Below are 12,057 nucleotides of genomic sequence, written 5' to 3'. Positions count from 1 at the left end.
GGAGGCGCGGCGTGCTGGCGCTTTACCCGTGATGCGATTTGCGGGTGGAGGCACTTTCGTCGCCGCCCTCGTGGTCGCCTTCGTGGTCGCTTTTGGTCCGCTCTGCGAGCGGCCTTTCGAGCGACGGCGCGCCCGCCGGAGCAAGACGTCCGGACACGCCCTGGCATGGCGCGGCCTGCGCGACCGTTTCGGCGAGCCATTCGGCGAGTTCGCCAGCCGGGCGCGGCTTGCCGTAATAATAGCCCTGGCCCTTGAGGTCGCCGACCTTGAGCAGTTCGCCCAGGATGTCCGCGTTGGCGATGCCCTCGGCGGTGATCGGCAGATGCAGCCCTTCGCCCAGCATCGCGATGGCGCGCACGATGGCCGCGCTGTCCTGATCGTCGTGGACCCGTTCGACGAAACTGCGGTCGATCTTCATGCGGTCGAACGGCAGGCTGCGCAGCTGCGCGAGCGAGCTGTAGCCGGTGCCGAAATCGTCGAGGCTGACCTTGATGCCCTGGTTCTTGAGGCTGGTGAGCAGCGAGCGGACCTGGCCCACGTTGTGGTGGAGGCAGCTTTCGGTGATCTCGATCTCGAGCCGGTCGGGCGGAAAATTGGCTTCGAGCAGAAGCTTGAGCAGCTTTTGCGCGAACCACGGATCGCGCAGCTGCAAGGGCGAGATGTTGACCGCGAGGGTCAGTTCGCGCGGCCAGCCCTTGGCATCCTCGAGCGCCTGGCGGATGACGTTTTCGGACAGCTCGGCGATGGCGCCGATATCCTCGGCAATGGGGATGAAGATGTCGGGCGAGACGATACCCAGTTCGGGCGATTGCCACCGCGCGAGCATCTCGAAGCCAGTCAGTCGGCCACTCGCCAGTTCGATCTGGCGTTCGTAGTAGGGGATGAATTCGCCTGCCTTTACGCCCTTGCGGATCTTGTCCTCAAGCTCGGTGCGCAGGTGCAGTTCCTCGGCCATCTGCGGCTCGAACCAGGCAAAGGCATTCCGGCCCTGATGCTTGGCGTGGTACATCGCGACATCGGCGTATTCGAGCAGGGCACGGGCGGTTGGCGCGGGCGCGTTCTCGGCCTGCGGGAGCGAGGCGGCAAGGCCGACCGAGGCGGTAATCTCGACCGTCGTTTCGCCGATGCGCAGCGTGCGGGCGATCTGCTTGAGGAGGACTTCGGCGAGCCGGGTGAGATGCGCGGTCTGGCCGGGCAGGAAGCTGATTGCGATGACGAATTCGTCGCCGCCGATGCGCCCGATGGCGCTGCCGGCCGGCACCACTTCGCGAATTCGCGCGGCGCACTGGCGCAGGAGCTGGTCACCGGCGGCGTGGCCGTTGAAGTCGTTGACCTGCTTGAAGTTGTCGAGGTCGATCATCATCACCGTCACCGCGCGGCCCTGCGCCGGTGCCTCGGCCAGCATCTGATCGGCGCGGGCATGGAAGCTGCGTCGGTTGAGGAAGCCGGTCAGCGGGTCGGTTTCGGCAAGGCGGCGCGCCTCGGCCTGATCGCGGTTGCTCTGTTCCAGCTCGGCGTTGAGCTGGCGATAGCGGCTCCAGCCAAAGATGATGATCGCTATGTTGAGAAGAAACGCGTTCAGGATGAAGTGGTCGGGGCCGGGACCGCGCCCCATGAACGAGCGCACGATCTGCGGCGCCACGGCGCTGCCGGTGGCGACGAACAGCAAAATCGCCGCGGTAACGATGCCCAGCGCGACGACATCGACCGGACGCTGCCCGGTCGCTTCGCAATTCGCCAGCTTTGCATTTCCCGGCTTTGAATTGGATTGTGTCGTTGATGTGACTTTGGCGTCCAAAGCCAGCCCCCTAACCCTGTTCGAGAAGACTGGCTTAGGGCTATCCCCTGAAATTTTGGTTAAGCAAGCGCACCGGTGCGCCTGAGAAATGGCGCTGTTTCAGGGGTTTTGCCACGCCTTCAGGATTTTAACCCGATCTCGCGCAGACGCTCCTGAAGATAGTCGTCGGCGGTGATGCTGACGGGGTAGCGATCGGGATGCTGCGCATCGATGCACTGGGGCAGGGTGGCGAAGCGAAAGTCGCTGCGCAAGTGCAGGAAGAACGGCATCGAATAGCGGCTGTAGCGGGCGCGTTCGCCCGAAGGGTTGCGCACGCGGTGCGTGGTGGAGGGCAGGACGTGGTTGGTCAGGCGCTGAAGCATGTCGCCGATGTTGATGACCATCGCGCCCGGCGGCGGGGCGACCGAGAGCCACTCGCCGTTCTTGTCGAGCAGTTCGAGGCCCGCTTCCTCGGCGCCCAGCAGCAGGGTGATGAGGTTGATGTCCTCGTGCGCCCCGGCGCGGATGGCCCCGCCTGCGCCTTCGCCCACCGGCGGATAGTGAAGCAGGCGCAGCACCGAGTTGCCGTCGTCGATTGCCGGATCGAACCAGCGCGCGTCGAGCCCGAGGTGGACGGCGATGGCCGAAAGGATTTCGGCGCCCACGGCATCGAAGCGCGCGTAGAGCTGCTTGAAGGTCTCCTCGAAGCCTTCGATCTCGCCCGGCCAGACGTTGGGGGGCATCGTTGCGGCGAGCGGCGAGCCTTCGGGCAGATCGCGCCCGACGTGCCAGAACTCCTTGAGGTCCTTTTCGGTCGCGCCCTTGGCGACTTCGGTGCGGAACGGCGTATAGCCACGCGCGCCGCCCTTGCCGGCCAGGAAGTAGGCGCGCTTGGTTTCGTCGGGCAGGGCGAAGAACCGCTTGGTCAGGTCCCAGGCCCGATCGATCAGCGCCTGGTCGATGCCGTGGTCGCGGATCATCGCGAAGCCGTAAGTGCGGAAGGTTTCTCCCAGGCGCGCGGGCAGGTCGGCGCGGTCGGCCGACAGGCTCAGCACGGGGATGTTGGCGAGGTCCATGGCTGTGTATTTCCGTTGTGAATCGTCTATGCGCCCCCTGTAAAGGGTTTGTGCCCCATAGTCGAAACGGAAAGGCATCGCATGGCAAAGCGCTACTGGCTCCTGAAATCCGAACCCGATGCCTACGGGTGGAACGATCTGATCAAGCAGGGCGAAGGGACCTGGGACGGGGTGCGCAACCACCGCGCGGCCAACAACCTGCGCGCGATGGCGGTGGGCGACGAGGCGTTCTTCTACCACTCGAACGAAGGGCGCGAGATCGTGGGCATCGCGCAAGTTAGCGCGTCTGGTCTCACCGATCCGACCGATCCCGAGGGCAAGTGGGCCGCGGTCAAGGTCACGCCCTTGCGCAAGCTCCGGCGTCCCGTCACGCTCAAAACGATCAAGGCCGATGCGGCCCTGGCCGGGATGGAACTGGTCAAGCTTTCACGGCTGTCGGTTTCGGTCGTGACGCAAGAGGAATGGGCGCATGTGCTGGAGCTTGCCGGCGGCTGATCGCATGTCGGGCGCGGTTCGTCGCAGTGGGGCGGTGCAAGTGGCATGGCGGGGAACCGGAGGCCCGCCCAGTGCGTTGATCCAACTGTATAACGAGCGATATTTCGCTTTGTAGACAAGGAGATACGTGATGGGTGAACTGAAGGATACCGTCAAGGGCCTCGGCAACGAAATCGCCGGCAACGCCAAGCAGGCGATCGGCAAGGCGCGCAAGGACCCCGCGCAGCAGGCCGAAGGCAAGGCGCAGGAGCTCAAGGGTGAAGCGCAGCAGGGTCTTGGCAAGGTGAAGGGCGCTCTCGGCGACCGGATCTGAACCACGACGCCAGCGGCGCGCAAGCGCCCGGTCAACGAAGGGCTGCCCGCCAGGGCGGCCCTTCTTGCTTTGGGTGTGGTTCTACGGAAAAGTACGTATTTTCAGCGGGTAAGCTTGGTTCTCCGGCGTCCCCTCGTCCCGAAATGGGAAGCTGGTGAAGGTGCTCTGGAACTATGGTAAATAAATAGTTAAGAGATGGTCCATGAGAACCATCAGACGCCGTGCGCTTGCCCTGGGACACGAAGGGGCCGGTCATCCGTTTCGACGCTCGTTGCCGGTGCATGTCTTCGCGCCGGGCGTGCTTGGCGTCGAGAATGCGGACGAAGCGCAGGCGAACGCGCGCGCCGCACGGGCGTGGAAGATGAGCGCGGGCGACTGGCAGCGGTTCCTTTCGGCCTACTGCCTGTGTTTCCTGGCGATCTTCGCCTATATCCTGTGACGGGAAAGAAAGGCGCCGTGCTGGCCGATGATCAGCCGCAGGCCTGTTCTTCGGCGCATTCGGCGCGGTAGAGGCGGTAGCCCAGCCACGCCGAAGCGAGGCAGAACACCGCGACGACCAGCAGTTGCTTGACGATCGGCATACCCAGGAAGTTGAGCAGCACGGCCACCGCACCGCCCACGACCATCGCGCCTGAATTGACCACGTTGTTCGCCGCGATCGTGCGCGCGGTCTGGGATTTTTCGACGAAGGTGGTGAGGAAGGCGTAAAGCGGCACCACGAACATGCCTCCCGCAATCGCCACGCCGAGCAGCGAGAGCATGAGCGGAATGGCGAGCGGCTGGACCACGAAAGTGGCCACGTCCATCAGGTCGTTCGGGCCGCCGTGTGGCTGCCAGGCCTCGCACACCATCTGGAAGGCGAACAGGCACAGGCCCATCGCGATCACCGATATCGGCGACCAGCGCGCCGAGACCTTGCCCTTGAGCAGCGCGTTGATCGTCATCGAGCCGATGGCGATGCCCACCGAGAAGATCACCAGGAACAGGCTGGCCACTTCCTTGGCGGCCATCAGGATGTTCTTGGCGAGCGGCGGGAACTGGATGAACAGCACGGTGCCCAGCGCCCAGAAGAAGCTGATCGAGCAGATCGCGAGGTAGACGCGCCGGTCGCTCATGGTCGAGCGCACGAGCTGCGCGGGCGCGCGCAGGAGATGGAAGTCGAGCGGCTCGATCGCGCCAATCGGGGGCGCGGGCGGAACGCTGCGGCCGGCAAGGTAGCCGATCACGGCGACCGCGATCACGCCCACCGCCGCGGCATCGACGCTGATCCAGCCTGCGACGATCGTGCCCGCCAGCACCGCGATGTACGTGCCGGCCTCGACCAGACCCGTACCGCCGAGCACTTCATCGGTGTGCAGGTGTTGGGGCAGGATGGCGTACTTGATCGGGCCGAAGAACGTCGAATGGACGCCCATTGCGAACACCGCGATGAGCAGCAGGGGAATGGCCAGCGTGTGGATCGCGATGCCCTTCCACGCGAGCGCGAGGCCGATCCCGCCCACCAGCATGATGAAGATCTCGCACAGCTTGATGGTGCGGATGATCGCGGCCTTGTCGCGCATGTCGGCGAGCTGGCCGGCCAGCGCGGAGAAGATGAAGAACGGCGCGATGAAGACCATCGTGGCGAGAGCGCTGAACAGCGCCTCGGATTTTTCCGAGTGGTAGACGCTGTAGACCACGAAGAGGACCATCGCGTTCTTGAACAGGTTGTCGTTGAAGGCGCCGAGCAGCTGCGTGACAAACAGGGGCAAAAATCGCCGGGTACGGATCAGTTGTGTCGCAGGGGTCATGGGATGGTGGTGCCGGTATCTCGCCGCTCGCTTCGGGCCGAACCCATAAAGCGGTGGGCCGAGCGCACAACCCCCGATACGCACTTTATTCCGTCATGGTTTAGGCGCTATGGGGGCGCTGCATGCTCACCTTACCCAATATCCTGACCCTTTCGCGCATCGTCACGGTCCCCCTGCTGGCCTTCCTGTTGTGGTGGCCGTCGTGGGAAGTGGGCTATGGGCTGGCCTTCGGGCTCTACTGCCTGATGGGGATCACCGACTATTTTGACGGCTATCTCGCCCGGTCGAGTGGAACTGTCTCGAAACTGGGGATTTTTCTGGACCCCATCGCGGACAAGATCATGGTCGCGGCGGTCATCCTGGTGCTTACCGCGCAGGGCATCCTGCGCGGGCCTTACGTTGGCGACATGCATGTCATCGCCGGGCTCATCATCCTCATCCGCGAGATCGCGGTGTCGGGCCTGCGCGAATTTCTCGGGCCGCTCCAGGTGTCGATCCCGGTCAGCAAGCTGGCCAAGTGGAAGACCACGTTCCAGATGATTTCGCTAGGTGCGCTGATCCTGGGGCGGGCCATGCCATGGTGGAACGTGCCCTTTGGCGGGATCGCGATCAACCTGCCGCACACGGTCGGGCTGACCACGCTGTGGGGCGCGGCGGTGCTGACGCTGATTACCGGGTGGGATTACCTGCGCGTCGGCCTCAAGCACATGGATTGACGGCGGGCGAGAGCCTTGGCGAAGGCTCTGCGTGGAACAGGCCGACGCAGGAAAGGTGCAGGCCGTGCGCTGGCCGGGAGCAGGTGCGCTGTCAGCCCGCGCGCAATTCGTCCGCGAGCATGCGAAATTCGTCCGAGCGGGGTGAATTCTTGCGCCAGACGAGCGTGATCTCGCGGTTGGCGTTGGCCGAGATGAGCGGCCGGGCGACCACGTTGGTGCCGTTGAGAATTCCGGCGTCGAGCGCCATTTCGGGCAACATGGTCAGGCCCAGGCCATTATCGACCATCTGCACCAGGGTGTGCAGCGAGGTGCCGATCATCGTCGCCGAGGCGCGCAGTTCGGGACGGTTGCACGCGGCCAGCGCGTGGTCCTTGAGGCAGTGCCCGTCTTCGAGCAGCAGCAGGCGGTTCTCATCGATGATGTCCGGCCCCACTTCCTGCGGCGGATCGCGCGGATCGTCGGCGGGGAAGGCGACGAAGAAGGCGTCGAGTTCGATCGTCTCCTTTTCAACCTCGCCGGTCGCGTAGGGCAGGGCGAGCAGCACGCAATCGGCCCGGCCGTGGTGGAGCGATTCGATCGCCGCCTGGCTGGGTTCCTCGCGCAGGAACAGCCGCAGGTTAGGCCGCTCGCGGCGCAGGCGCGGCAGCATCCGGGGCAGCAGGAACGGCGCGATCGTGGGGATCACGCTCATGCGCACCTCGCCCGAAAGCGGCTTGCCGCTCGACTGGACGAGTTCGGACAGTTCTTCGGTTTCGCGCAGGATGCGGTGCGCCTTGGCGACCACCGCATTGCCCAGCGGCGTAAAGCGTACCGCGCGCTTGGTCCGTTCGACCAGCGTCACGTCGAGCAGCGTCTCCAGATCGCGCAGGCCCGCTGAAAGCGTCGACTGCGACACGAAACAGGCATCGGCCGCGCGGCCGAAATGCCCGTGTTCGTGCAGGGCGACCAGATACTGAAGCTGCTTGAGCGTCGGCTGGTAGACGGTCATGCCTCGGTGTCGTCCGCCAGGCTGGCGTTTTCTCCGGCAAACAGCTGCGAATCGTCGCTCACGCGGGTCATCTTGAGGCGTCCCTTCTCGACTGCGAAGGCGAGGCGTCCCTCGACCAGCTCGAGCGCGTCCTTGCCGAACACCTCGTAGCGCCAGCCTTCCAGGATCGGCAGGTTCTTGCGCACGCCCGCGGCGAGCATCTCAAGCTCATCGCTGCGGGTGAGCAGGCGGGCGGCGACGTCGATTTCGCGGGCGCGGATCTTGAGCAGCAGCTTGAGCAGGTCGGCGACCAGCGCGCCTTCCTTGCCCAGCGGCGCGCCACGCGGCTGGCGCGGGGGCAGTTCGTCGTCGCTCAGCGGCTGGGCCTTGGCGATGGTCGCCATCAGGCGCTTGCCGATGTCGTTGTCGCGCCAGCCTTGCGAGAGGCCGCGCACTTTGGCGAGATCGGCCTGCTGCTTGGGCGGATGGCTGGCGAGGTCAGCCAGCGTTTCGTCGCGCGCGATGCGCCCGCGCGGGATGTTCTTGCTCTGCGCCTCGAGTTCGCGCCACTCCGCGATCGCGCGCAGGCGGCCCAGCATCAGCGGGTTGCGCCCGGCGGCCTTGATGCGGCGCCAGGCCTGGGTCGGGTCGTTGCGGTAATGCTCGGGATTGGCGAGCTTTTCCATTTCCTGGTCGAGCCACGAACCGCGCTCTGTCTTGATCAGGCGCTTGAGGATCTTGGGGAAGATCTTCGAGAGATGGGTGACGTCGCCGATGGCGTATTCGATCTGGCGCTCGGTCAGCGGGCGGCGCGACCAGTCGGTGAAACGCGCGCCCTTGTCGATCGTGAGACCAAGCCAGGATTCGACGAGGTTGGAATAGCCGATCTGTTCGGACTGGCTCACCGCCATCATCGCGATCTGGGTGTCGAAGATCGGCGCCGGGGTGCGCCCGGTCGCGTTGAAGATGATTTCGACGTCCTGACCGCCCGCGTGGAAGACCTTGAGCACGTCATGGTTGAGCGTGAGCAGGTCGTAAAGCGGGGTGAGGTCGATACCGGGCGCCAGCGGATCGATCGCGGCGGCTTCCTCGGTGTTGGCGATCTGGACCAGGCACAGCTCGGGCCAATAGGTGTTCTCGCGCATGAACTCGGTGTCCACGGTGACAAAGTCGGACTTTGCCAGGCGGTCACAGAGTTGGGCGAGTTCGTCGCTGTCGGTTATCAGTGTGTGAATCTTCATGTGTCACCGGCGTTACGCCGAACGCGGCGGCGGATCAACGCCAGCCGTGCCTCGAACGGTAATTGTCGCGCGCTATCGGCGTCGAAAGAGCCTGGAAAGGAGGCTGGTGCGACCCGTTTCCTCCAGTTCGGCGATGCTTTCCTCGGTCACCAGGCGGCGGCGCAGCTGCGTGCCGGTGGTGTGGATGCCCGGTGGCGGCAGGTGCCAGCCTTCGGGATCATCGCCCGGATCGGGATCGCTCGCGCTTGCGATCAGCGCGGCGAGCCCCGGCGCGTTCGGAGCGGCTTCCTCGGGGCTGTCCGGTGGCGTGAAGCCTCCTTCAGGGCCGCTTTCGAACTGGCTTAAGGGGAGTTCGGGCGCCTCGGCCGGTTCGAAGGCGCTGGGAATCGCAGGGGCCGAAGCCGTCTGCGCGGTCTTGCGCGATGTTTGCGCGGCGCCTGCGGCCAGGGCGGGCGCGTTCAGCGCCAGCACGACGCCGCGCGTTCCGGCCAGGAACGCCATCGGGCGCCCCAATCCCTCGCGCAGTGCCCTGTCGCGCACCGCGATGTGAAACAGGACGGCAAGATAGAGCGTGCCGAGAAATTCGGCCTGGGCGACCACGATGTCGCTGTGCCGCTGCGCCTGGTTGCGCAGCGCGTCGAGCGCGCCGGCCATCCCGGCCAGCCCGTCGAGCGCGACCAGCGTCTCGTCGGTGTCGGCGTGCTCGTTGTCCCAGGCGGTGCCGAATTCGTCATAGGCTTCGAGCAGTTCGGTGTGGCTGCTTTCGGAAAACGGCCAGGCGGTGTCGAAGAAGAAGCGCGTGGCCAGGCGCGGTTCGCCCGCCTCGTCGCGTTCTTCGGGGCTCATCTCGAAGCCGATCGCGGCGACCGGCTCGCCGCATTGGTCGAGTTTCCAGACCGCATCGGCGAGCAGGTTCCAGCCGACGAAATCGACGTCCGGGGCGGCGACCTGGAGGAACGCGGCGGGCAGGGGCGCGTTCGCGGCGCACAGCGGGGCCAGCTTTTCGCGTAAGGCCCCTGCGGCCTCGTCCGCGTGTTCGCGACGGACCATGTCCTCGATCGCGGCGCGCAAGCCTTCCGCTTCGACACCGTCGATCGTGACTTCTGCCAACATTTTCACCTCCATCCGACCCGCGTGAACGGGGATTAAACGGCAATGGTTTACGTGGGGTTACGCGGGGTCCTGGCGGGGGTGCCTGCGGGGAGGGGGAAGGGGGCGGTTCATTCGATGTCTGGAAATCGGCGCGCCACTCGACTAGGGGACGCGCGCAGAACACGAATTTTCGCGAAGAAGAAGCCCAGCGACATGACTCATCCCTATCGTTCCCACACCTGCGGCGCCCTGTCGGCGGCCGACGTCGGCCAGACGGTGCGCCTGTCGGGCTGGGTCCACCGCAAGCGCGACCATGGCGGCGTCCTGTTCGTCGACCTGCGCGATCACTACGGCATGACCCAGGTCGTGACCGACAGCGACAGCCCGGCGCTGGCCGTGCTCGATTCGCTGCGCCAGGAATCGGTCGTGACCATCGAGGGCACGGTCAAGGCGCGCACGCCCGAGACCGTCAACGCCAACCTCGCGACCGGCGAGATCGAGGTCTATGCGCGCTCGGTGACGGTGCTGGGCAAGGCCGAGGAACTGCCCATGCCGGTCGCCGGCGAGCAGGAATACCCCGAGGACATCCGCCTCAAGTACCGCTTCCTCGACTTGCGCCGCGAGACGCTGCACGCCAACATCGTCAAGCGCACGAAGATCATCTCGGCCATGCGCAAGGCCATGGAAGGCGTTGGTTTCACCGAATATTCGACGCCTATCCTGACCGCGTCCTCGCCCGAAGGCGCGCGCGATTTCCTGGTTCCCAGCCGCATCCACGCGGGCAAGTTCTACGCGCTGCCCCAGGCTCCGCAGCAGTACAAGCAGCTGCTCATGGTCGCCGGGTTCGACCGCTACTTCCAGATCGCGCCGTGCTTTCGCGACGAGGACCCGCGCGCCGATCGCCTGCCGGGCGAATTCTACCAGCTCGACCTCGAGATGAGCTTCGTCACCCAGGAAGAGATATGGGAGACGATGGAGCCGGTCATGCAGGGCATCTTTGCGGACTTCGCAGGCGACAAGCCGGTTACCCCCTCGGGTGAATTCCGCCGCATTCCCTACGCCCAGTCGATGCTCGACTACGGTTCGGACAAGCCTGACCTGCGCAACCCGATCCTCATCAAGGACGTGACCGACCACTTTGTCGAATCGGGCTTCGGCATCTTTGCCGGGATCGTGGCTGGTGGCGGCGTGATCCGTGCGATCCCGGCTCCGGGCGCGGGCGCAGGCAGCCGCAAGTTCTTTGACGACATGAACAACTGGGCGCGCGGCGAGGGCTTCTCCGGGCTTGGCTACATCAACATCAAGGATGGCGCTCCGGGCGGCCCGATCGCCAAGAACCACGGTGAGGAAAAGACCGCGGCGCTTATCGAGGCGCTCGGCCTTGGTCCCAACGACGGCGTGTTCTTCGCCGCCGGCAAGCCCGAGCAGGCGGCCAAGCTTGCCGGCCTTGCCCGCACCCGCGTGGCCGAGCAGCTCGACCTCATCGACAAGGACCGTTACGAGCTGTGCTGGATCGTCGACTTCCCGTTCTACGAGTGGGACGAGGACAACAAGAAGGTCGATTTCGCGCACAACCCGTTCTCGATGCCGCAGGGCGGGATGGACGCGCTCGAAAACCAGGACCCGCTCACGATCAAGGCCTATCAGTACGATCTGGTCTGCAACGGATTCGAGATCGCCTCGGGCTCGATCCGTAACCAGAGCCCGGAACTGATGGTCGCCGCGTTCGAGAAGGTGGGCCTCACCAAGGCGGACGTCGAGGAACGCTTCGGCGGCCTCTACCGTGCGTTCCAGTACGGCGCGCCGCCGCACGGCGGTATGGCTGCGGGCGTTGATCGCATCGTGATGCTGCTGTGCGGGGCGCAGAACCTGCGCGAAATCTCGCTGTTCCCGATGAACCAGCGCGCCGAGGATCTGCTGATGGGCGCGCCCACGCCTGCCGAACCGCGCCAGCTGCGCGAACTGCACATGCGTGTGGTCGAAGCGCAGAAGAGCGCGGGCTGATCCGCTGTCCCGGCCTCCTTGCGAGGCCGGGAGCAGGGTTCGCGGCAAATGGTTCCACAGCGTTTTTCCGGCGCAAAAAATGCCCGGTTTCAGGCTTTGGCTTGCGATTTGCCTTGAAAAGCCCCGCCGCGTGCGACAAAGCGCGTTTCGCGAACTTTTCGGCAACACTTGCCAGCGCCGGGCCTTCTGAGTAGGGCCTCAGGCGAAAATTAATCCTCCGCTTTTTGAAGGGGTCTATACACATGAGCGATACCGCCGATCGGGTTAAGAAGATCGTCGTCGAGCACCTTGGCGTCGAAGCCGACAAGGTCACCGAAGATGCCAGCTTCATCGACGATCTGGGCGCAGACTCGCTCGACATCGTCGAGCTGGTCATGGCCTTCGAGGAAGAATTCGGCGTCGAGATCCCCGATGATGCCGCTGAGAAGATCAGCACCGTCTCGGATGCGATCAAGTACATCGACGAGAACAAGGGCTGATCTGGCCCCGCCCGCGCCCAGGGCAGGCGCGCCTTCGCGGCGCGCTTGGCCGAAATGCGGGCAACTGGATTGAAATCGACAGGCTCGACCTCTAAGGGGGCGGGCCT

Annotated in this window: 12 protein-coding genes; 6 read left to right on the top strand and 6 right to left on the bottom strand. The window is 65.1% G+C overall.

What is annotated here, in order from left to right; all coding sequences use genetic code 11:
• Positions 1–22: 22 nt before the first annotated feature.
• Positions 23–1,798, bottom strand: a complete 1,776-nt coding sequence (locus tag MTR62_RS01055) for a putative bifunctional diguanylate cyclase/phosphodiesterase (protein ID WP_244016421.1) — start codon at positions 1,796–1,798, stop codon at positions 23–25.
• 119 nt (positions 1,799–1,917) lie between these two features.
• On the bottom strand, positions 1,918–2,853 hold the full coding sequence (locus MTR62_RS01050; RefSeq protein WP_244016420.1) for an isopenicillin N synthase family dioxygenase: 936 nt from the start codon (positions 2,851–2,853) through the stop codon (positions 1,918–1,920).
• 81 nt (positions 2,854–2,934) lie between these two features.
• Between MTR62_RS01050 and MTR62_RS01045 the strand changes: the two genes are divergently transcribed.
• The 3 genes from MTR62_RS01045 (at position 2,935) to MTR62_RS01035 (ending at position 4,100) form a co-directional block, all read left to right on the top strand.
• Complete coding sequence (locus MTR62_RS01045; protein WP_244016419.1) at positions 2,935–3,348, top strand: EVE domain-containing protein; 414 nt, start codon at positions 2,935–2,937, stop codon at positions 3,346–3,348.
• A 130-nt stretch (positions 3,349–3,478) separates the two neighbouring features.
• The gene (locus MTR62_RS01040) at positions 3,479–3,661 is read left to right on the top strand and encodes a CsbD family protein (protein WP_244016418.1); all 183 of its coding nucleotides are present in this window, start codon (positions 3,479–3,481) and stop codon (positions 3,659–3,661) included.
• Positions 3,662–3,863: 202 nt separating this feature from the next.
• On the top strand, positions 3,864–4,100 hold the full coding sequence (locus MTR62_RS01035) for a hypothetical protein (protein WP_244016417.1): 237 nt from the start codon (positions 3,864–3,866) through the stop codon (positions 4,098–4,100).
• Between the two features lie 31 nt (positions 4,101–4,131).
• Here MTR62_RS01035 and MTR62_RS01030 read toward each other — a convergent pair whose 3' ends face one another.
• The gene (locus MTR62_RS01030; RefSeq protein ID WP_244016416.1) at positions 4,132–5,451 is read right to left on the bottom strand and encodes an MFS transporter; all 1,320 of its coding nucleotides are present in this window, start codon (positions 5,449–5,451) and stop codon (positions 4,132–4,134) included.
• Between the two features lie 122 nt (positions 5,452–5,573).
• Between MTR62_RS01030 and pgsA the strand changes: the two genes are divergently transcribed.
• Complete coding sequence (gene pgsA / locus MTR62_RS01025) at positions 5,574–6,167, top strand: CDP-diacylglycerol--glycerol-3-phosphate 3-phosphatidyltransferase (protein WP_244016415.1); 594 nt, start codon at positions 5,574–5,576, stop codon at positions 6,165–6,167.
• Positions 6,168–6,258: 91 nt separating this feature from the next.
• Here the strand turns inward: pgsA and MTR62_RS01020 are convergent, their stop codons facing one another.
• The 3 genes from MTR62_RS01020 to MTR62_RS01010 form a co-directional block, all read right to left on the bottom strand.
• Positions 6,259–7,155, bottom strand: coding sequence for a hydrogen peroxide-inducible genes activator (locus MTR62_RS01020; RefSeq protein ID WP_244016414.1), 897 nt, complete (start codon positions 7,153–7,155; stop codon positions 6,259–6,261).
• Positions 7,152–8,375 carry a ribonuclease D gene (rnd, locus tag MTR62_RS01015; RefSeq protein ID WP_244016413.1) on the bottom strand — a complete coding sequence of 408 codons (1,224 nt, stop codon included), beginning with the start codon at positions 8,373–8,375 and terminating at the stop codon, positions 7,152–7,154. The genes MTR62_RS01020 and rnd overlap by 4 nt, the downstream gene beginning before the upstream one ends.
• A gap of 72 nt (positions 8,376–8,447) precedes the next feature.
• A complete protein-coding gene (locus tag MTR62_RS01010) occupies positions 8,448–9,488 on the bottom strand; it encodes a hypothetical protein (protein ID WP_244016412.1) in 1,041 nt (346 codons plus the stop codon).
• Between the two features lie 192 nt (positions 9,489–9,680).
• On the opposite strand from MTR62_RS01010, the gene aspS reads away from it, so the two are divergent.
• Complete coding sequence (gene aspS / locus MTR62_RS01005; protein WP_244016411.1) at positions 9,681–11,471, top strand: aspartate--tRNA ligase; 1,791 nt, start codon at positions 9,681–9,683, stop codon at positions 11,469–11,471.
• 242 nt (positions 11,472–11,713) lie between these two features.
• Positions 11,714–11,950, top strand: a complete 237-nt coding sequence (locus tag MTR62_RS01000; protein ID WP_028657713.1) for an acyl carrier protein — start codon at positions 11,714–11,716, stop codon at positions 11,948–11,950.
• The last annotated feature ends 107 nt before the right edge of the window (positions 11,951–12,057 follow it).

This window comes from Novosphingobium organovorum (assembly GCF_022832435.1).
GTDB lineage: Bacteria > Pseudomonadota > Alphaproteobacteria > Sphingomonadales > Sphingomonadaceae > Novosphingobium > Novosphingobium organovorum.
Note: the sequence above shows the minus strand (reverse complement) of the source record. Positions and strands in the feature narration are given on the sequence as shown.